This is a genomic window from Pseudoduganella guangdongensis, assembly GCF_009857475.1.
Classification (GTDB): Bacteria; Pseudomonadota; Gammaproteobacteria; order Burkholderiales; family Burkholderiaceae_D; genus Rugamonas; species Rugamonas guangdongensis.
Genome location: NZ_WWCJ01000020.1, coordinates 76699 through 97757, shown reverse-complemented (window position 1 = coordinate 97757; position 21059 = coordinate 76699). Strand labels below are relative to the sequence as shown.

At 64.9% G+C, this 21059-nt stretch carries 18 protein-coding genes; 9 read left to right on the top strand and 9 right to left on the bottom strand.

The genetic code is table 11. The features are described 5' to 3' along the window. The 4 genes from GTP41_RS22045 to rpsL form a co-directional block, all read right to left on the bottom strand. Positions 1-259: GTP-binding protein (locus tag GTP41_RS22045; protein ID WP_229503005.1), on the bottom strand; the 259-nt coding region annotated here is incomplete at its 3' end. A gap of 78 nt (positions 260-337) precedes the next feature. After that, complete coding sequence (gene fusA / locus GTP41_RS22040) at positions 338-2443, bottom strand: elongation factor G (RefSeq protein ID WP_161027741.1); 2106 nt, start codon at positions 2441-2443, stop codon at positions 338-340. 102 nt (positions 2444-2545) lie between these two features. Beyond that, positions 2546-3016: a 30S ribosomal protein S7 gene (gene rpsG, locus GTP41_RS22035; RefSeq protein WP_161027740.1), complete on the bottom strand. Its 471-nt coding sequence runs from the start codon at positions 3014-3016 to the stop codon at positions 2546-2548. Between the two features lie 107 nt (positions 3017-3123). Next, on the bottom strand, positions 3124-3507 hold the full coding sequence (rpsL, locus tag GTP41_RS22030; RefSeq protein WP_028102972.1) for a 30S ribosomal protein S12: 384 nt from the start codon (positions 3505-3507) through the stop codon (positions 3124-3126). A gap of 423 nt (positions 3508-3930) precedes the next feature. Between rpsL and GTP41_RS22025 the strand changes: the two genes are divergently transcribed. Beyond that, a complete protein-coding gene (locus tag GTP41_RS22025; RefSeq protein WP_161027739.1) occupies positions 3931-5796 on the top strand; it encodes a phosphoethanolamine transferase in 1866 nt (621 codons plus the stop codon). A gap of 1 nt (position 5797) precedes the next feature. Here GTP41_RS22025 and GTP41_RS22020 read toward each other — a convergent pair whose 3' ends face one another. From GTP41_RS22020 to GTP41_RS22005, 4 genes are all read right to left on the bottom strand, one after another. Continuing rightward, positions 5798-6265, bottom strand: coding sequence for a DUF2269 family protein (locus GTP41_RS22020; protein ID WP_161027738.1), 468 nt, complete (start codon positions 6263-6265; stop codon positions 5798-5800). Next, the gene (locus tag GTP41_RS22015; RefSeq protein ID WP_161027737.1) at positions 6262-7530 is read right to left on the bottom strand and encodes an SDR family oxidoreductase; all 1269 of its coding nucleotides are present in this window, start codon (positions 7528-7530) and stop codon (positions 6262-6264) included. The genes GTP41_RS22020 and GTP41_RS22015 overlap by 4 nt, the downstream gene beginning before the upstream one ends. A gap of 91 nt (positions 7531-7621) precedes the next feature. Then, complete coding sequence (locus tag GTP41_RS22010; protein WP_161027736.1) at positions 7622-8149, bottom strand: GbsR/MarR family transcriptional regulator; 528 nt, start codon at positions 8147-8149, stop codon at positions 7622-7624. Positions 8150-8192: 43 nt separating this feature from the next. Further along, the gene (locus tag GTP41_RS22005) at positions 8193-9212 is read right to left on the bottom strand and encodes an alpha/beta hydrolase (RefSeq protein ID WP_161027735.1); all 1020 of its coding nucleotides are present in this window, start codon (positions 9210-9212) and stop codon (positions 8193-8195) included. Between the two features lie 72 nt (positions 9213-9284). Between GTP41_RS22005 and GTP41_RS22000 the strand changes: the two genes are divergently transcribed. Both GTP41_RS22000 and GTP41_RS21995 read left to right on the top strand, forming a co-directional pair. Further along, on the top strand, positions 9285-10772 hold the full coding sequence (locus GTP41_RS22000; protein WP_161027734.1) for a S41 family peptidase: 1488 nt from the start codon (positions 9285-9287) through the stop codon (positions 10770-10772). Positions 10773-10789: 17 nt separating this feature from the next. After that, positions 10790-11917 (top strand): acetyltransferase domain-containing protein, encoded by a 1128-nt coding sequence (locus tag GTP41_RS21995; protein ID WP_161027733.1) that lies wholly within the window; start codon positions 10790-10792, stop codon positions 11915-11917. Between the two features lie 18 nt (positions 11918-11935). Here GTP41_RS21995 and GTP41_RS28020 read toward each other — a convergent pair whose 3' ends face one another. Further along, a complete protein-coding gene (locus tag GTP41_RS28020) occupies positions 11936-13426 on the bottom strand; it encodes a MutS-related protein (RefSeq protein ID WP_161027732.1) in 1491 nt (496 codons plus the stop codon). 207 nt (positions 13427-13633) lie between these two features. On the opposite strand from GTP41_RS28020, the gene GTP41_RS21985 reads away from it, so the two are divergent. The 6 genes from GTP41_RS21985 (at position 13634) to GTP41_RS21960 (ending at position 20951) form a co-directional block, all read left to right on the top strand. After that, positions 13634-14899, top strand: coding sequence for an efflux RND transporter periplasmic adaptor subunit (locus GTP41_RS21985; RefSeq protein WP_161027731.1), 1266 nt, complete (start codon positions 13634-13636; stop codon positions 14897-14899). Positions 14900-14921: 22 nt separating this feature from the next. Then, on the top strand, positions 14922-15626 hold the full coding sequence (locus GTP41_RS21980; protein WP_161027730.1) for an ABC transporter ATP-binding protein: 705 nt from the start codon (positions 14922-14924) through the stop codon (positions 15624-15626). Position 15627: 1 nt separating this feature from the next. Beyond that, positions 15628-16941 (top strand): ABC transporter permease, encoded by a 1314-nt coding sequence (locus GTP41_RS21975; RefSeq protein ID WP_161027729.1) that lies wholly within the window; start codon positions 15628-15630, stop codon positions 16939-16941. 7 nt (positions 16942-16948) lie between these two features. Beyond that, complete coding sequence (locus GTP41_RS21970; RefSeq protein WP_161027728.1) at positions 16949-18184, top strand: ABC transporter permease; 1236 nt, start codon at positions 16949-16951, stop codon at positions 18182-18184. A gap of 83 nt (positions 18185-18267) precedes the next feature. Further along, positions 18268-19623, top strand: a complete 1356-nt coding sequence (locus GTP41_RS21965; RefSeq protein ID WP_161027727.1) for a sigma-54-dependent transcriptional regulator — start codon at positions 18268-18270, stop codon at positions 19621-19623. Then, positions 19620-20951: a sensor histidine kinase gene (locus GTP41_RS21960; protein WP_161027726.1), complete on the top strand. Its 1332-nt coding sequence runs from the start codon at positions 19620-19622 to the stop codon at positions 20949-20951. The genes GTP41_RS21965 and GTP41_RS21960 overlap by 4 nt, the downstream gene beginning before the upstream one ends. Positions 20952-21059: the final 108 nt, after the last annotated feature.

Below are 21059 nucleotides of genomic sequence, written 5' to 3'. Positions count from 1 at the left end.
CGGCGTGGCCTGGGCAGTCAACGTGAGCGTAGTGACGGTTGGCGGTCTCGTACTCAACGTGTGCGGTGTTAATGGTAATGCCGCGTGCTTTTTCTTCTGGAGCAGCGTCGATCTGGTCGTAAGCTTTCGCTTCGCCGCCGAATTTCTTCGACAGAACGGTCGCGATTGCAGCGGTCAGGGTGGTTTTGCCGTGGTCAACGTGACCGATGGTGCCAACGTTCACGTGCGGTTTAGTCCGCTCGAACTTTTCTTTTGCCATTTTAATTCTTCCTCAGAACTTTAGATTTAAGGTCAATACCGGGTGGAAGGATCTCCCCCACCCGGGTAAATATCAATTTTACTTCGCTTTAGCGGTGACGATTGCGTCGATCACGTGCTTAGGAGCTTCAGCGTAGTGCTTGAACTCCATGGTGTAGGTCGCGCGGCCCTGGGTCGCGGAACGCAGAACGGTCGAGTAGCCGAACATTTCCGACAGAGGAACTTCTGCCTTGATGATCTTGCCGCCGCCGCCTGGGATCTCGTCCATGCCCTGCACCATACCGCGGCGGGACGACAGGTCGCCCATCACGGTACCGGCGTAGTCTTCCGGAGTCTCAACTTCCACAGCCATCATTGGCTCCAGGATCACAGGGGATGCACGTTTGCAGCCGTCTTTGAATGCCATGGAACCGGCCATACGGAACGCGTTCTCGTTCGAGTCAACGTCGTGGTACGAACCGAAGGTCAGGGTGACTTTAACGTCAACCACTGGGTAGCCTGCCAGCACGCCGCTGTTCAGGGTTTCACGCACACCCTTTTCAACTGCAGGGATGTATTCGCGTGGAACGGTACCGCCCTTGATCGCGTCCACGAACTCGAAGCCCTTGCCGGCTTCTTGCGGTTCGATGGTCAGCACAGCGTGGCCGTACTGGCCGCGACCGCCGGACTGCTTAACGAACTTACCTTCGGAATCGACCACCGACTTGCGGATGGTTTCGCGGTAGGCAACCTGTGGCTTACCAACGGTCGCTTCCACGCCGAATTCGCGCTTCATACGGTCAACGATAATTTCCAGGTGCAGCTCGCCCATACCACCGATGATGGTCTGGCCGGATTCTTCGTCGGTCTTCACGCGGAACGAAGGATCTTCCTGTGCCAGGCGGTTCAGCGCCAGGCCCATTTTTTCCTGGTCAGCCTTGGTCTTCGGCTCAACAGCCTGCTGGATCACCGGCTCTGGGAACACCATGCGTTCCAGAACGATCACAGCCGACGGATCGCACAGGGTTTCGCCGGTGGTCACGTCTTTCAGGCCAACTGCCGCAGCGATGTCGCCAGCGCGCACTTCTTTGATCTCTTCACGCTGGTTAGCGTGCATCTGCAGAATACGGCCCAGACGCTCTTTACGGTTCTTCACCGAGTTCAGCACGGTGTCGCCCGAGTTGATGGCGCCGGAGTACACGCGGAAGAAGGCCAGCTGACCCACGAACGGGTCGGTCATGATCTTGAATGCCAGCGCGGAGAACTTCTCGTCGTCCGATGCTTTACGGGTAGCAGGCTGCTCGTCGTCGTCAGTACCGGCGACGTCGTCGATGTCCACTGGGGATGGCAGGAACTCGATCACTGCGTCCAGCATGGCTTGCACGCCTTTGTTTTTGAAGGCGGTGCCGCACATCATCGGAACGATTTCCGAAGCGATGGTGCGCTTACGCAGGGCGGTCTTAATCTCTTCTTCGGTCAGATCGCCTTCTTCCAGGTACTTGTTCATCAGCTCTTCCGACGACTCGGCAGCTGCTTCGACCATCTTCTCGCGCCACTCTTGCGCGGTGGCAGCCAGCTCAGCTGGGATGTCACGGTAGTCGAACTTCATACCCTGGGACGCGTCGTCCCAGATGATGGCTTTCATCTTGACCAGGTCGATCACGCCGGCGAAGGAATCTTCGGCGCCGATTGGTACCTGGATCGGGACTGGGTTAGCCTTCAGGCGAGCACGCATCTGCTCGTAGACTTTGAAGAAGTTGGCGCCGGTACGGTCCATCTTGTTCACGAAAGCCAGACGAGGGACTTTGTACTTGTTAGCCTGACGCCACACGGTTTCCGACTGTGGCTGCACGCCGCCCACTGCACAGTAAACCATGCAAGCGCCGTCCAGAACACGCATCGAGCGCTCAACTTCAATGGTGAAGTCAACGTGCCCTGGGGTGTCGATGATGTTGATGTGGTGCGGCTTGAAGTTGTTGGCCATACCAGACCAGAAGCAGGTGGTCGCTGCCGAGGTAATGGTAATGCCGCGCTCTTGTTCCTGCTCCATCCAGTCCATGGTGGCAGCGCCGTCGTGCACTTCACCGATTTTGTGGTTCACGCCGGTGTAGAACAGGACGCGCTCGGTGGTGGTGGTCTTACCAGCGTCGATGTGAGCGGAGATACCGATATTACGGTAGCGCTCAATGGGGGTCTTGCGGGCCATAATTGATCCTAAATCTTTGAATGGACAAAACCGAGCAGCATTTTTGTAACAAAAATGTGCCCGGCTTGAACAAGGCCGGCCAAGAACGGCCGGCCAAACGTATTAGAAGCGGAAGTGCGAGAACGCTTTGTTCGCTTCAGCCATACGGTGGACTTCGTCACGACGCTTCATCGCGCCGCCACGGCCTTCCGCGGCTTCCATCAGCTCACCGCCCAGACGTTGTGGCATGGACTTTTCGGAGCGCTTGTTAGCGGCTTCACGCAGCCAACGCATGGACAGGGCCAGGCGGCGCACTGGGCGCACTTCGACTGGAACCTGGTAGTTAGCACCGCCGACGCGACGGGACTTAACTTCAACCATTGGTTTAGCGTTGTTGATCGCTGCGGTGAACACTTCCAGAGGATCCTTGCCGGATTTCGATTGGATGTGGTCAAAGGCACCGTAGATGATGTTTTCTGCGACCGACTTCTTGCCGGACAGCATCAGAACGTTAACGAATTTGGCGACTTCGGTGTTGCCGAATTTTGGATCCGGCAGAATTTCGCGCTTGGGTACTTCACGACGACGTGGCATGTCATTTCCTTTGTCTTCAGTTGAGTGCCGTGGCACTCGCGGAGGCCATCATAGCCTTCCACTTACTCGGTCTCGCGACCGGCTCAACTCAATTTAAATTGCAAGAATTACTTCTTAGCGGCTTTAGCGCGCTTCGCACCGTACTTGGAGCGAGCTTGCTTACGGTCTTTAACGCCCTGGGTATCCAGCGAGCCGCGGACCATGTGGTAACGCACACCTGGCAAGTCTTTTACACGACCGCCGCGCAGCAGAACAACGCTGTGTTCCTGCAGGTTGTGGCCTTCACCGCCGATGTACGAAATCACTTCGAAACCGTTGGTCAGGCGCACCTTGGCAACTTTACGCAGTGCCGAGTTAGGCTTCTTAGGAGTGGTGGTGTACACACGGGTGCACACGCCACGCTTTTGCGGGCAGTTTTCAAGTGCCGGCGATTTGCTCTTCACGACCAGCTTGGTACGTGGTTGGCGAATCAGTTGATTGATGGTTGGCATCGTTTTAAATCCAACAAAATTACTGCATTGACAACCCGGGCAATACTGCCCGGGGGCTAAAACGGTATCTCTTAGGGAGCGCTGAACGTCACTCAAAACGAGGCGTATACGATGCGCAGACTAAATTGAGAACTCGCGAGTATATACCTGCCGCACCGCCCAGTCAACCAGAATGCAATTTTTTTAGGCACCAACAACCGGTGCCAGGTCTGTCATTCGGACACTGGCGGCGCACCTTTGACCGATATCAAATCGCTTGGCAGGAACGGTGCTAGCCAATCCAGTGCCGCGCCCATTTTTTCGCTAGCACGAAGATCCGGTAAGCGCTTTGAGAAACCGCAATTGGGAGGGGTGGCTGTCCAAATGACAGACCTGGCACCGGTTTTGGGATAATACGGCCTCATCTAATAGTTCCGACCTGCAATGCGACTGCTGCTCCGCCCTTCCCATCTATTCATCCTGCTCAGCTATCTGGCGCTGTCGGCGGTGCCCTTCGTGCCTTTGCTGCTGGGGAAGCCAGTCGAGCAGCCTTGGCAGTTGCTGGGCATCGAGCTGGTGGCCTGGGTGGCGGTGTGGGCGCTGTTCAAGCGGCCAGCCTATTTCCATTGGCTGCTGATCCCAGCCTTCCTGGCGCTGCCGACCGAGATTTATCTGTTCGTCTTCTACGGCCAGGGCATTTCCACCCACCACCTGGGCATCCTGGCCGAAACCAGCCCGCGCGAGGCGCTCGAGTTCCTGGGCCAGAAGGTGTGGACCATGGCGGCGGTCATGGTGGCGGTGGCGGTGTGGTGGGTGCTGAGTTTCCGTGCTGCGCGCCAGACGCGTGAGCTGGATTGGCAGGACGGTTCGCGCTGGGTGGCGCTGGCCAGCCTGGTGGTGTTGTCGGCGGTGGCGGCTTGGGGTTATGAATTTGGCATCGCTGGCGCTCCTGGCGGCACGGCGCCAGGCAGCGCCGCGGCGAGCGGCAGCGGCCAGGCCAGCGCCAGCGGGGAGGCGGACGCGGACAGCGATCCGTCGCGCGCGGCGGTGGCGGGCGCCCGTACCTTGCGCCTGCCCGGCCCGCCCCTGCCGCATTGGGCCCGGTTGCCGCTGGAGCCGAAGGCTTTCGTCGAGTCCTGGCCTTTCGGCCTGGCCGCGCGCGGCTATGACTTCTATAAGGAGCGCCGCTACCTGTCCGAATTGAATGAGCGCAGCGCCAGCTTCAGCTTCGGGGCGCGCCAGCTGGACGGCACCGCCCAGCCGGAAATCGTGGTGATGGTGCTGGGCGAGTCCTCGCGCTACGATCGCTGGAGCCTGAACGGCTACAGCCGGGAGACCAATCCGCTGCTGGGCAAGGAGGGCAACCTGGTGGCGCTGTCCGATGTCATCACCTCGGTTTCCGCCACCCGCCTCTCGGTGCCGGTCATCATTTCCCGCAAGCCGGCCACGCAAAGCCTGAAGGACGGTTTCAGCGAGAAGTCCTTCCTCACCGCCTATAAGGAGGCGGGCTTCAAGACCTGGTGGCTGTCGAACCAGATCTCCTTCGGCCAGTACGACACGCCGGTCTCGGTCTTCGCCAAAGAGGCGGACGTGATCCAGTTCCTCAACCTGGGCGGCTTCACCAACCATTCCAACTTCGACGACGTGCTGTTCGAGCCGCTCAAGCGCGCGCTGGCCGATCCGTCGCCGAAAAAGCTGATCGTGCTGCATTCGCTGGGCAGCCATTGGAACTACAGCCAGCGCCATCCGAAAGAATTCGACAAGTGGCAGCCCTCACTGTTCGGTATCGATAAGCCGGTCTACACCGACCTGAAAATCAAGCCGCAGCTGAATAACAGCTACGACAATTCGATCCTTTACACCGACTGGTTCCTGGCGCAGGTGATCGGCGACCTGAAGGCCACCGGCCAGTTGGCCTCCATGCTGTACGTGGCCGACCATGGCCAGACGTTGTACGACGGTACCTGCAAGCTGGCCTTCCACGGCCACAACACGCAGTATGAATTCCACGTGCCGGCCTTCATGTGGTACTCCGAGCAGTACCGCGAGCGCTACCCGTCCAAGGTGGCGGCCCTGCACCGCAACCGCAAGGCCAAGCTGGCGACCGAGAACTTCTTCCACACCATGCTGGACGTGGCCGACATCCGCTATCCGGACGACCGGCCGTCGTGGTCTTTCCTGAACCCCGACTTCAAGCTGCATAAGCGCGTGGTGGACAGCTACGGCTGGACCAATTACGACAACGCCACCATGAAGGGCGACTGCCGCGAGGTGATGGACAAGGGCAAGCCGCAGAAGCAGGAGAAGTGACTCATGCCGGCTTGTGCACCATCAGCCAGTACACGGCCAGCATGGCGATGAAGGCCGGGTAGCCAAGCAGCTCCCAGCGCCGCGTGTAGCGCCAGTACTGCGGCGGCAGCGGCGTGCCTGCCGCGTGTGCGGCCAGCGCCATCCGGCCCATGCGGATCTGCAGCCACACCACCGGCAGCCAGCACAGGCCGGCCAGCGCATACAGCGCCAGCGAGGCTTTGATCCAGAAGGCGTCCAGCGGGTAACCGGCCAGGTGGATCATCCAGGCGCCGGACAGCGGCTGGATGATCACGGCGGGGGTGGTGAACCACCAGTCGGCGCGCACCACCAGGCGCGATACCACGGCGATCGCTTCCACCGAGCCGGAGCGGTTGGCGAAGAACAGGTAGAACGCCGTGCCGAAGCCGGTGCCGACCAGCAGCACCGAGGACAGGATGTGGATGGTTTTGAGGGTCAGGTAGTCCATCATTTTTCTTCCGCAGACAAAATAGCCAGGATGGCGAGGATGGGCAGGTTCTTGAGCAGCGGCCCGAAGGGGTGCCACAGGAACTCCGGCAGGCAGGCTGCGATCACGGCGCTGTAGCCGAGGATCAGGGCGCCCTGCGCCAGCCACAGTGCGCGGCGCGGCCACGCAATGCAGGCCACTCCGAAGGCGGCGTCCAGCGCCGCTGCGCCGTACAGGGCCAGCACGGCCGGGCCGCCCGTCAGCCCAACGCGCGCCAGCATGGCCAGGCTGTCGGCCTGCGGATAGACGAAGGCGCTCACCACCGCGGTCAGCAGCCAGACCAGCGCCAGCGTCCAGCGCAGCAGGGGCTTGCGCCAGCTGGCCAGGGCGCGCAGGCGCATCAGCTCGCGCTCAGCCGGGGCGATGAAGTCGGCGATGGCGCGCGGCGCGCGGCCCAGCAAGGTGCGCAGCGCAGCCGGGGCATGCCGGTCCTCCGGCGCCAGCGCGCTGCCGGCGCGCAGCATGCGCCAATTATCCGGCGTCAGCGGCAGCCCGGGGATCCTGCCTGCTACCCAGGCTGCGCACGCCATCAGCGGCGCGGGGATATGCAGCAGCGGCGCCGGCGCCAAACCCATTGCGGCGCGGTAGGTCGCCAGCATGGCGTCGTAGCCGACCGCGTCGCGCCCGGCGACGTCGACCACGCGCCGCGCCGGCGTGGCCGGGTCGAGCGCGGCTAGCACCGCCTGCGCCAGGTCGTCCACATGCACCGGCTGGAAGCGCGCCCCGCCCAGCGCCGGCGTAACCATGAGCGGCATGCTGGCCGCCTGGCAGAACATGGCCGCCGATGCGCCGCCAGGGCCGAACACCAGCGAGGGGCGCAGGATGGTCCACTCCAGCGGCAGCGCCAGCAAAGCTTCGTCGGCGGCGCGCTTGCTGGTGAAGTAAGGCGTGTCGCCGTTGCCCGCGCCCAAGGCGGAAACCTGCACCACGCGCCGCACGCCCGCTTCCGCACAGGCGGCAAACAAGGCCGCCGGGGCGCGCGCGTGGATGGCCTCGAAGCAGGCCGTACCGTACTCGCTGATGATGCCCACCGCGTTGACCACGGCATCCACGCCGCGCAGGCGTTCTCGCCAGGCGGCGGGCTGCAGGTCGCGGCCGTAGTCGATCGCCACGTCGCCCGGTCCCTGTACGCGGCGCACGCCGCGCAGCACCGCATGCCCCTGCGCCGCCAGCCGCGCGCACACGGCGCTGCCGATAAAACCGCAGGCGCCGCACACCAGGATCTTCATCACACTCACCTTTTTGACAGTAATTTCTGTAAAAACAGAAATAAAGGCCTCAAAAAAACGGGCATTGCTGCCCGCCCGCGTGCTTTCTCGCTCAACGCTTGCCGCGCATGGCCCGGCTGATTTTGGCGCTGACACCCAGGGTCTTCATCAAGGTCTCCGGCTTATAGCGCAGCAACTCGTCCGACAGGGTGGCCATGATTTCAATGAACTTCAGCGTTTCTTCAATGCGCTCGCGGGTGCCGTCATCCTCCTCCGCGATCGCCGGGTTGGCCAGGCACTCGGCCAGCGCCACCGCCGTCGGGTCGATCTCGCGCTGGCGGCGGCCGGCGACGATCAGCTTGAACAGCTCCCACACATCGGTCGAGGTTTCGAAGTGGTCGCGCCGGTCGCCCTTCAGGTGCACCACCTTGACCAGGTTCCAGGATTGCAGTTCCTTCAGGCTGTTGCTGACATTGGAGCGCGCCACGCCCAAGGTCTGCTGGATCTCCTCCGCATCCATCGGGCGCGCGGCCAGGTAGAGCAAGGCGTGGATTTGCGCCACGGTGCGGTTGACGCCCCAGCGCGAACCCATTTCGCCCCAGTGCAGTACAAATCGTTCGGCAATCGGTTTCAGTTCCATGCCGCCCATTCTATTCCTACATTAATTTCTGTCAAGAGAGAAATTACAGGCTCGGGCGCACGCGCTCCTCCAGCACTTTGAACTGGGCATCCATCAGCGCCTGGTTCGGGTCATGCCCGGCGCGCGGCACCAGTACCAGCGCCTTGCGCGGCGCTTGGATGCGCTCGAAGTAGCGGCGGGTGACGCTGGCGGAGGTCAGCAAGTCCTGCTCGCCCTGCACCAGGTAGACCGGCAGCTGGAAGTCCATGCCCAGCGCCGGCAGCTTGATCCTGGCCTGCATGCCATCGCCCTTCAGTCCGACAAACTGCAGGAAGGAGTAGTCCTCGCCCGACTCGTAATCCGCCATCGCTTTCGGCGTGGCGTAGATGGCGGCGGGCGTCCACCAATGCTTGGGGGCGGCGTCGGTGGCCAGGTTTTCATATTTGCGGATGGCGCGCCGCATGATGCCGAAGCTACGCGGGTTGGTCCACGGCGGCGTGCCGAGCGCCTCCAGGCGCGGCACATGCTCGGCATCGTTGGCCTGGCGCGCCAGCGCCAGCACGCGCGTGTAGGCGTCGATCCCGTTTTCGCGCTCATCGACCACCTGCGCCACGCCGACATAGGCATGGAACATGTCCGGCCGTTGCTTGGCCATGTGCACCGCAAGCACGGAACCCCAGGAGCTGCCCATCAGGATCAGCTTACGCTGGCCCAGATGCTGCGCGACCTGCCGCGCCACGGCCAAGCCGTCGTCACGCAATTGCTCGATGGTGAGCGGACTGCCTTCTGGCGCTGGATTGGCGCCGTACGTCATGCCCGAGCCGCGCTGGTCCCACAGCACCACGGTATAGCGCGCGCGCCAAGTGCTGAACAGCTGGTCGGCGTACGGCGTGAGCGGATTGCCCGGGCCGCCATGCACGTACAGCACGACCGGGTTGGCGCAATCGCTGCCGTCGATGGTGAGCCACTGCTGGATGCCGCCCGCTTCGATGAAGCGCTTTTCATGGATAGGGCCGGCTTCGCAACGGGCCACTGCGGGCGTAAGGTGGGTCGCGAGCAGCAACAGCGCGAGCAAAAGATGCATGGGACTCCCGGATGACGATTTGATAATTTGCCAGTATATTACGCTTGCAAAAAATTCAATGGGACTTCATCTGTGTTAAAGCAAATCACCGGCGCCGTGTTGCTGGCCGCCTGCGCTGCGGCGCATGGCGCCTCGCCCTGGGTTGACCTGGCCAAGGCCGACCTGGACTTCGTCTACCAGACCGTGCGCACCGATCATCCCGGCATGCTCGACCAGGACAACCCCTACTTCCGCGCATGGGCCGAGCAGGGTTACGCGCAAGCCGTGGCCGAACTGCCGAACGTGCGCTCGCTGCATGACGCGCAAGTGCTGCTGCGACGCTACTTCGCCGGTTTCGCGGATGGCCATATGTGGCTCACCTACCGTTACGAGAAAAGCGCGGTGCGCTGGGCCGGCCTGTTGGTGCAGCGCCAGGGCCAGCGCTATGTGGTTGGCCACAGCGAAGAAAGCGCGGTGCCGGCCGGCGCCGAGCTGCTCGCCTGCGACGGTCGCAAGGTCGATGCGCTGATCGAGCAGGATCTGATTCCCGGCGCCTTCAACAACCCGCAGCTGGATTGGCTGAAGTCCGACCTGGCCAACCATGTACTGGCGGTGGTGGAGCAGAACGTGCACCCGGAATATGCGCGCTGCACTTTCAAAGTGAATGGCGCGGCACGCGAGGTTGCGCTGGCATGGCGCGACTATGCGCAATACAGGTTCGATACCTTGCTGCAGTCGATCAAGCCGCAGCTGTCCCGCGACAGCAGCATCACGGAAATCAAGCCCGGTACCTACTGGGTGCGCCTGCCGCAGTTCCAGCCGAACGACGCGCAGGTCAAGCAGTTGAACGAGGTGGCGGCGCGCATGCCTGCACTGCGCCATGCGGAGCTGATCGTGTTCGACACGCGCGGCAACAGCGGCGGCAACTCGGTGTGGGGGCGACGGGTGCTGGCAGGCCTGGTCGGCGAAGAATACTTGCAGCAGCAGATCCGCGACCAGGACTACGCCGAGTGGCGCGCCAGTGCCGGCAACCTGGCCTATATCCGCGATGGCTTGCTGCCGCGCCTGACGCGCCAGTACGGCGCCGGCCATCAGGACCTGGCGGTGTGGGAGTCCCTGCAGCGCCGCATGCAGCACGCTATCGCGCAAGGCCGCCCCTTCGTGCGCCAGGACGAGGATGCACCGGCGCAGCCCGGCAAGGCGCTTGCTGCGCCGGTGGCGCCGCTATCGAAGGCGCGCATTGCGCTGGTCACGCAGTCCGGCTGCGCCAGCGCGTGCCTGGACTTTGCCGACTACGCGCTGGCCCTGCCGGGCACCGTGCACCTGGGCGAAACCACCGGCGCCGACACGGTCTATATGGACGTGCGGCCGCTCGCCCTGCCGAGCGGCCTGGGCCGCTTCTCGATGGCGCAGAAGGTCTATCGCGGCCGCGCGCGGGCACACAACGCCGCCTATGTGCCGCACATCCCCTATCCGGGCGCCATCCACGACACGGCGGCCCTGCAGGGGTGGGTCATGCAACAGCTGGACGGCAAAGCGCTTGCCCAGGCAGGCGCTGGCCGCGACAATCAAGGGAAATAAACCACGGGGGCACGGCAATGGAAAAAAGCTCGCGGCTGGCCAGCATCGACATGCTGCGCGGCCTGGTGATTGTGCTGATGGCCCTGGACCATACGCGTGACTACTTCGGCCCGGCACTGTTCGATCCGGAAGACCTGGCGAGGACCACGCCGCTGTGGTTTGCCACGCGCTGGATCACGCACTTGTGCGCTTCCACCTTCGTGCTGCTGGCCGGGACCTCGGCCTTCCTGCGCGGCGGCAAGGGCGGCATACCCGCCTTGTCGCGCTATCTCGTGACGCGCGGCTTGCTGCTGATCGTGCTGGAGGCCACCTGGATCAGTTTCAGCTGGCAGTTCGGCTACGGTGTCACCATCCTGCAGGTGCTGTGGGCGCTGGGGATGGGTATGGTCTTTCTGGCCGGGCTGGTGTGGCTGCCCCGGCCCGCTATCGCGGCCATCGCCGCGCTCCTGATCCTGCCGCACAACCTGCTCGACCCGATCCAGTCCAGCCATCCCCTGTGGCTACTCTGGCACCAGCGCGGCTTCTGGCCGGTGGCGGGCAACTACGGCGTCTTCATCGCCTACCCGCTGATGCCCTGGCTCGGGCTGATTGCGGCGGGCTACGCGCTGGGCCCGGTATTCCAATGGGAGGCGGTGCGGCGCCAGCGCTTCCTGCTTGCCGCCGGTGCGCTGCTGCTGTTGACGTTTGTCGTCCTGCGCAGCGGGAATTTCTACGGCGACCCGGACCCGTGGTCGGCGCAAGGGCGCGGCGGGGTATGGGACTTCATCTCCTTCATGCGGGTGCATAAGTACCCGCCATCCCTGCTTTACCTGTGCGTGACGATCGGCATTGCCCTGCCGCTGCTGGCGTGGTTCGAGCGCTTGCGGCCGGTGCCGCTGCTGATGCTGTTCGGCGCCACGCCGATGTTCTTTTATGTGGTGCACATCGCCCTGATCCACTTCATGGCCGGCCCCTACTTCCTGCTGCGCTACGGCGCCCTGCCCGAGGGCGGCCCGGCGGGCTTCACCCTGCCGCCAGGCTACGAGCCCTCGCTGGCCGTGGTGTACCTGGCGTGGATCGCCATGGTGGCGATCATGGCCGGCCTGACCAAACTCTGGCTGCGCTGGCGCAAGCGTGGCGCGCCAGCCCGGACCGCTCCCGCCTGAAGAAGGCGCTTGGGGATGTCACGCCGACAGCAGGCGGCCGGTCAGGCTTTTGTAGACTTCGCGGGCGCGCCGTTCGATGGCGGGGTCGAAGCCGGATTGCGCCAGCAGGGCCAGGCCGTTGGTTTCGGTCAGCACACCGGGCGTCAGCACCAGGCCGTTGCCGCGCTTTTGCACCAGCAGGGGCACGCAGCTTTTCTCCAGCAGCCGGGCCAGCACCACGTTGTGCGAGGAGACCAGCACCGTGCCGTGCGCCGCCAGATCGTCCAGCACGGCGGCGGCGGCGGCGACAGACTCCATGTGGTTGGTGCCGCGGAAAATCTCATCGATGATGTACACGGCGCGCTGCGGTTGGCGCGACAGCGCCAGCAACTCGTGGGCGCGCCGCAATTCGGACTGGTACAGGCTTTCGCCGTCGGCCAGCGCGTCCTCGTTCTGCATGCTGGCAAACAGCGGCAGGTTCGGCACCCGCGCTTGCGCGGCATAACAAATGCCGAAGCCGCGCGCCGCCAGCAGGTTCAGGCCGACCGTGCGCAGCAGGGTGCTCTTGCCGATGCCATTCTGGCCGCTGATAAAGGCGCTCTTGCCTTCCAGTGACAGGTCGAGCGCTTGCGCCTCGGCCAGCAGCGGGTGGCAAACGGCTTGCAACTGGATTTCCTGCTCCCAGCCCTCTTCCGCCCAGCACCATCGCGCTTGCTCCGCCAGGTGGCGCGCCAGGGCCAGGTCGGCGTCCAGATCGGCCACCTGCACATAGCTCTCGCGCAGGAAGGCGGCGTGCGCGCGCACCAGGCTGCGCGTCCGGTAATAGCGTTTCAGGTTCGACTGCATCAGCCAGTTCGCATACTCGGCGACGCCGGGAATGGCTTCGGCGGCGCCGCGCGCGAGCCGGCTACGCAGATCGGCCGCCTGCCGCGCGCCGGGAGCGTCCGCCTGCCGGCTGTGGACGTAAAGCTGCAACTGCAGCGCCTCGGCGACGGTCTCCCAATACTGGATGCGCGCCTGGTGCGAGACCTGGACCGCCATCAAGGCCATGGATAACACGGTCGTCGCCACCAGTGCGGGCAGCCAGAAGAAGCTGGCAGCGACACTGGCGAAAAAGGCCAGCGGCAGCAGCCAGATAAACGCAGGCCAGCGCGGAACGGGCGGCAGCGGCGAATCGGCCGCAACGCCGCCGGCATCGGCGCTGGCGGGCACGAAGATGGCTTCGGTCACTTCAGCCCGGGCTTGGCGCAGCGGCTGCAAGGCAGCCGTCCAGCGATCGAAGGCGGCGCGATCGGCCAGCAGCGCGGCGACGCGCTGGCGTCCGGCGGACAGCGCGTCCGCATCGCGTCCGCGCCGCAGGCGGCGATACAGCATCTGGCGGCCGAAAATGCTGGCGCCCGCGCCCACCGCCGCCAGATAGGTAGGCAGCAGCATGTCCTGCGCCGTCTGCGCATCCACCGCACCATTGCCCTGCGCGCCGGCCAGCGCGTCATAGCGCGCCACAGCATCTTCCGAGAACGGATACTCCACAGCCACACCCCTTGCCGTAAACACAAGCCTGCAAGTATAGCCGCTTACCAAAAAAACAAGTAGTCCGCTACGCCGCCCGGACGCCCGTGGACGCTGGCGGACAGCCAGCTCCGGCAGTGGTCGCCCTTACAAATCAATTACTTAAGGACTGGCACGCTTCATGCATTAAGCAAGATTAACCAAATCACCATCACCCAGGACAAGAACATGATTCGCGACACATCACACCAGGATCAAGTGATCGCCGCCCCCAGCGGCATGAAAACGCGCCGCAAGCTGATGCTGGTGGCTGTCGGCCTGGCGCTGGCCGCGTCCGCCGCCGTGCTGGCCAAGGGCTGGAGCAGCAGCGAGCAATCGGTCAACGCCGCCCGCCTGCGCATCGGTGAAGTCACGCGCGGCACCCTGATCCGCGACGCCGCCGTCAACGGCCGCATCGTGGCCGCCGTCAGCCCCACGCTGTACTCCACCTCGACCTCCACCGTGGAGCTGAAAGTGCACGCCGGCGACACCGTCAAAAAGGGCCAGGTGCTGGCCGTGCTGGAATCGCCCGACCTGACCGACGAGCTGAAAAAAGAGCAGACCCTGTTCAACGAGCTGCAGGCCGAAGTCGCGCGCCAGCAGATCCTGGCCCGCAAGCAGAAGCTGGCCGCCCAGCGCGACGCCGACACGGCCGAAATCGAGCGCCTGTCCGCGCTGCGCACCTTGCAGCGCTACGAGGGCGTGTCGAACGAAGGCATCATCGCCAAGATCGACCTGCAGAAAGCCAAGGACGCCCTGGCCGCCGCCGACATTCGCGCCAAGCACACCAAGCAGGCCGCCGAGCTGGAAAGCGACAATGTCTCGCTTGAACTGAAAACCAAGACCGCGCAAATGGAGCGCCAGAAGCTGGCGCAGGCCAACGCCCAGCGGCGCGTCGACGAGCTGACCGTGCGCGCGCCGGTGGATGGCTTTATCGGCACGCTGTCGGTCGCCAACCGCAGCATGGTGCAGCCCAATACCCCGCTCATGACGTTGGTCGACCTGTCGCAGCTGGAAGTCGAACTGGAAGTGCCGGAAACCTATGCCAACGACCTGGGCCTGGGCATGACCGCCGAAATCGAAGTGGCCGGCATCAAGACCAAGGGCAAGCTGTCGGCCCTGTCGCCGGAAGTGGTGAAGAACCAGGTGCTGGCGCGCGTGCGCTTCGACCAGCAGCCGGAAGGCCTGCGCCAGAGCCAGCGCGTCTCGGCGCGCCTGCTGATCGACGAGAAGAAGAACGTGTTGATGGTGCCGCGCGGCCCGTTCGTGGAATCGGAAGGCGGGCGCTATGCCTACCTGGTGCAGGACGGCATCGCCGTACGCACGCCGATCCAGTTGGGCGCCACCAGCATCAACGCAGTGGAAATCTCCGGCGGCCTGAAACAAGGCGACAAGATCGTGATCGCCGGCACCGAATCCTTCGAAAACGCCAAGCGCGTTTCGATCAACAAATAATCCCTACACTGAAAGGCACACCATGCTGCGCATGCAAAACCTGAGCAAAGTCTATCGCACCCACATGATCGAAACCCACGCCCTGCGCGGCTTCGAGATCGACGTGAAGCAAGGCGAATTCGTCACCGTCACCGGCCCTTCCGGCTCCGGCAAGACCAGCTTCCTGAACATCGCCGGCCTGCTGGAGGAATTCACCAGCGGCGAATACATCCTGGACGGCGTCAACGTCAAGGGCCTGGACGACAACGGCCGCTCGCGCCTGCGCAATGAAAAGCTGGGCTTCATCTTCCAGGGCTTCAACCTGATCCCCGACCTGAACCTGTTCGACAATGTCGACGTGCCGCTGCGCTACCGCGGCTTCAACGCCGCCGAGCGCAAAGAGCGCATCGAGGACGCCCTGGCCAAGGTCGGCCTGGCCTCGCGCATGCGCCACTTCCCGGCCGAACTGTCGGGCGGCCAGCAGCAGCGCGTGGCAATCGCGCGCGCCCTGGCCGGCTCGCCCAAGCTGCTGCTGGCCGACGAACCGACCGGCAACCTGGATACCCAGATGGCGCGCGGCGTGATGGAACTGCTGGAAGAAATCAACGCCGAGGGCACCACCATCCTGATGGTGACGCACGACCCGGAACTGGCCCAGCGTACCCAGCGCAACGTCCACATCATCGACGGCCAGGTGTCCGACCTGGTGCGCAAATCGCCGTCGCTGGTTGTCGCCAAGGAGGCTTGAGATGCTGGGCTACTACTTTATGCTGGGCGTGCGCAGCCTGCGCCGCAACCCGCTGCTGACCAGCCTGATGGTGCTGATCCTGGCGGTCGGCGTGGCGGCCAGCGTCTCCACCCTGACCATCCTGCACATCATGTCGGGCGACCCGATCCCGCACAAGAGCGAGCGCCTGATCGTGCCCATGGTCGACAATGCGCCCGCCGAGAACTACAGTCCCGGCGACGAACGCGGCGACGACCAGTTGTCCTACAAGGACGCGGTGGCGCTGCTGGCCTCCGGCCAGGGCGAGCGCCGCACCGTGATCCGCGGCGTGGGCGGCCCGATGGAGCCGCAGCGCAAGGACATCCCGATCTTCGCCAGCTCCGGCCTGTCGCTGACCAACGACTTCTTCGCCATGTTCGAAGTGCCGTTCAAGCACGGCAGCGCCTGGAGCGCGGCCGACGACAAGGCCGGCGCCGACGTGATGGTGCTGAGCGCCAAGCTGGCGGAAAAGCTGTTCGGCGACGCCAACCCGCTCGGCCAGCGCGTGCGCTTCATGGGCCAGGACTACGGCGTGGTCGGCGTCACCGCCGGCTGGAACCCGGTGCCGCGCTACCACCGCATCATCGGCGGCGACGGCGCCTTTGCCGAAGAGGATGAGTTCTACATCCCCTTCCATAACGCGATCCGCCGCGAAATGCCGCACAACGGCAGCATGAGCTGCAGCGACAACCGCGACCCGGGCTACCAGGCCCTGCTCGATTCCGAATGCACCTGGATCCAGCCCTGGGTCGAGCTGCACAGCGTCGCCGATCGCGCCCAGCTCAAAGCCTATATGGACGCCTACGTGGCCGAGCAAGGCAAGCTGGGACGCATGCCGCGCAAGGCGCCGTCCGAGCTGTACAACGTGATGGAGTGGCTGGAGCACCGCAAGGTGGTGGGCAACGACAGCCGCCTGTCGGCCATGCTGGCCTTCGGCTTCCTGATCCTGTGCCTGGTCAACACCATCGGCCTGCTGCTGGCCAAATTCTCGGTGCGCGCGCCGGAGGTAGGCGTGCGCCGCGCGCTGGGCGCCTCGCGCAAGGAAATCTTCACCCAGTTCCTGATCGAGAGCGCGGTGATCGGCCTGGCCGGCGGCCTGCTTGGCCTGTTGCTTGCGCTGGGTGCCCTGTCGCTGATCGGCAGCGTCTCCAAAGCACTGGAAATCACCACCCGCATGGACTGGCAAATGCTGATCGTGACCTTCGTCATGTCGGTCGCCGCCGCCGTGCTGGCCGGCCTGCTGCCGACCTGGCGCGCCTGCCAGGTGACGCCGGCCATGCAACTCAAATCGCAGTGAGGACTCCATGGAAATCAAACCTATCTTTGCCGCGCTGATGCGCAACAAAACCGGCCCGATCCTGGTCGCGGTGCAAGTGGCGCTCAGCCTGGCGATCCTGGCCAACGCCCTGCACATCGTCAACGTGCGGCAAGCCGTGGCGGCGCGCCCGACCGGCATCGCGCATGAGGAGGAAGTATTCACCATCCGCGTACGCCCCCTGACCATGGGCGGCCACCAGGAGCAGATCGCCACGCAAAAGGCGCAAGCGGCCGCGCTGCGCGCCGTGCCGGGCGTGGTGTCGGTGGCCGACACCAACCAGATCGTGCTGTCGAACTCGGGCAACTACAACGGCATCGGCAACACCCGCGTGCAGGGCGCGCGCCTGCCGACCGCGGCCGGCTACTTCACGCCCGACTCGCTGGTCAAGACCTGGGGCCTGAACCTGGTGGAAGGGCGCGACTTCAACGCCGGCGACGTGCTGGAGATCGACCAGAACGCCAGCAAGGACTTCCCCACCACGGTCATCATCAGCCAAGCCACCGGCCAGAAGCTGTGGCCGGACGCCGCCAGCTACGTCGGCAAGAAGCTGTATTTCGGCGCCGGCGACGGCGCGCGCGAAACCACCGTGATCGGCGTGGTGGAGCGGCTGCAGACGCCGAGCGCCCTGATCGGCATCGAAGGCGAGATGATCACCATGCTGCCGACCCGCCTGTCGGGCAATTCGCGCATCTTGTACACGGTGCGCGCCGAGCCGGGCCAGCTGGACCGCGTGATGAAGGACGCCGAACAGGCCCTGCGCAAGCTGCACAACGGCCAGGTGGTGGTGCGCAGCACCACCCAGGCCGAGGAACGCGTCAAGCGCTACCGCGCCGACAACGCGCTGGCGTGGATGCTGATCTCGGTCAGCGTGCTGCTGATGATGGTCACCGCCAGCGGCATCGTCGGCATGGCCAGCCTGTGGGTCACGCAGCGCCGCAAGCAGATCGGCGTGCGGCGTGCCCTGGGCGCGCGCAAGATCGACATCCTGCGCTACTTCATCACCGAAAACCTGCTGATCACCACCACCGGCATCGCCGGCGGGCTGCTGGGCGCCCTGGCGCTGAACCACCTGCTGGTGTCCAAGCTGGAGCTGGCGCGCCTGCCGGCCGAGTACATGCTGTTTGGCGCCGCCGCGTTCTGGGCGCTGGGCATTGCGGCGGTGTACGGGCCGGCCTGGCGCGCCGCCTCGATTTCGCCGGCGATGGCGACCCGCTCCGCTTGAACCCGAAAACCTGGGTCTGACGGGGACGCCGAGTCCCTGCGGGTCAGACCCAGGTTCCCCGGTTTTCCTGTATCCTTGCCCAAATGCCAACCGTACTCATCATCGACGACAACGCCGCCGTTGCGGTCGCCCTCGAAGTCCTGTTCTCCCTGCACGACATCGACGCCCTGCGCGCCGCCTCCCCGGACGAAGGCCTGGCCCTGCTCGACCAGCAAGGCGCCCGCATCGACCTGGTGGTGCAGGACATGAACTTCAGCGCCGACACCACCTCCGGCGAAGAAGGCGTCGCCCTGTTCCGCGCCATCCGTAAGCGCCACCCCGACCTGCCGGTGATCCTGCTCACCGCCTGGACCCACCTCGACGCCGCCGTCGACCTGATCAAAGCCGGCGCCGCCGACTACCTGGCCAAACCGTGGGACGACCAGCGTCTGGTGGCCACCGTGCGCAACCTGCTGGAACTGGGTCAGGCCAACCGCGCCCTGAACCAGCACCGCAGCGACGAGCTGCGCGGCCGCCGCGAACTGGAGCGCTACAACCTGCGCAATATGGTGTGGAACGACCCCGCCACTGAACGCGTGATCGCCCTCGCCTGCCAGGTCGCGCGCGCCGACGTGCCGGTCCTGATCACCGGGCCGAACGGCACCGGCAAGGAACGCATCGCCGACATCATCCAGGCCAACTCCGCCGTGCGCGAAGGCCCGTTTGTCGTGCTCAACTGCGGCGCCCTGCCCTCCGAACTGATCGAAGCCGAGCTGTTCGGCGCCGATGCCGGCGCCTACACCGGCGCCGCCAAAGCGCGCGAAGGCAAGTTCGAAGCGGCCGACGGCGGTACCCTGTTCCTCGACGAAATCGGCAACCTGCCGCTGGCCGGCCAGATGAAGCTGTTGCGCGTGCTGGAAACCGGCCGCTTCGAACGGCTCGGCTCCAACCGCGAACGGCAAGTGCAGGTGCGCGTCATCAGCGCCACCAATGCCGACCTGCCCGCCATGATCCGCGCCGGCACCTTCCGCGAAGACTTGTACTACCGCCTGAACGTGATCGAACTGCGCCTGCCGCCGCTGGCCGAACGCCCGGGCGACATCCTGCCGCTGGCGCGCCACTTCCTCGGCCCCGAACGCCACCTGCGGCCGGACGCCGAAGCAGCCCTGCTGGCGCACGGCTGGCCCGGCAATGTGCGCGAGCTGAAGAACGTCATGGCGCGCGCCAGCCTGCTCGCGCAAAGCGCCGCCATCAGCGTGCCCGACCTCGGCCTGCCCGCCGCCAGCGCCGCGCCCCAGGCAAGCGGCCACGGCGCCACCGAGCAAGAACCGGACCGCGACGCCATCGCCAGCGCCCTGCAGCGCGCCAACGGCGTGGTGGCGCAGGCGGCCGCCGACCTCGGCCTGTCGCGCCAGGCCCTCTACCGCCGCATGGAACGGCTCGGCATCGCCCGCCCATGAACGAACACGGCCCGAAAGCCTTGCGGCTTTCGCTACTGACGCGCTGGTCGGCGCTGGTGGGAACGCTGACCGCGACCGGCATCCTGATCGCGCTCGGGCTGGACCAACTGCTGCCCAACCATCCCTCCATCGTGGTCGGTATTTCGCTGCTGTGCCTGGTGCCGCTGGCGGTCATCACCATCCGCGCCCAGCTGCAGCGCCAGCTGTCGCTGTACCGCGCCCTGACCGGCACCGTCAGCAGTTACCAGGACGGCGACTTTTCCTTCAGCCTGCATTGGCCGCACAACGATGAACTGAGCGACCTGGTGGCGGCCCACAACGCGCTGGGCGAAGTACTGCGCGAGCAGCGCCTGGGCCTGGTGCAGCGCGAGCTCCTGCTCGACACCATGGTGCAGCACACCCCGGTTGCCATGCTGCTGGTGGCCGACGGCGGCGCCATCGTCTTCGCCAACACGGCAGCGCGCCAGCTGCTGCACGCGGGCCGCAAGCTGGAGGGCCTGCACCTGGCCGACCTGCTGGCACGCGTGCAGCCGGCCCTGCGTGAAGCCATGGACCGCGGCGGCGACGGCTTGTTCACCATCGGCGACAGCGAGGAGGAAGACGTGTTCCACCTGGCGCGCCGCAGCTTCAGCCTGAATGGCCGCCCGCACGAGCTGGTGCTGCTGCGCCAGCTGACCCAGGAGTTGCGCCGGCAGGAAGTGCAGACCTGGAAAAAAGTCATCCGCGTCATCAGCCACGAACTGAACAATTCCCTGGCACCGCTGACCTCGCTGGCCCACTCGGGCGCCGAGCTGGTGCGGCGCGGCCAGACCGAGCGCCTGCCGCAAATCCTGGCCACCATCGAGGAGCGCACGCGCCACCTGGAAAGCTTCATCCTTGGCTACGCCCGCTTCGCCAAGCTGCCCACGCCGCGCCTGGACCCGCAGCACTGGCGCACCTTCCTGGCCGCGCTGTCCGACCAGGTGCAATTCACGCTGCTGGGCGAAGTGCCCGACGAGCCGCACGCTTTCGATCCGGCGCAGATGGAGCAGGCCCTGCTGAACCTGCTGAAGAACGCGCATGAGTCCGGCTCGCCGCCCGAGCAGGTGGCGCTCGAAGTGCGGCGCGTGCAAGGCATGCTGCGCATCGAGGTGCAGGACCGCGGCCCCGGCATGAGTGAAACGGTGCTGGCCAATGCCCTGGTGCCGTTCTATTCCACCAAGCGCAGCGGCACCGGCCTGGGCCTGGCGCTGGCGCGCGAAATCGCGGAGGCGCACGGCGGCCGCATCACCCTCGCCAACCGCGAAGGCGGCGGCCTGGCCGTAACCATGATCCTGCCGTTGGCCTGATTAATTAACGAGGCTTTGATCCCGCTCAAGCGATGCGCTTGATGTCCTGCCAACACCAATCGTGCGGCGTAAGTTGAAGAGCGCAGGCGCCTTGCCTGTGCTCTCGGG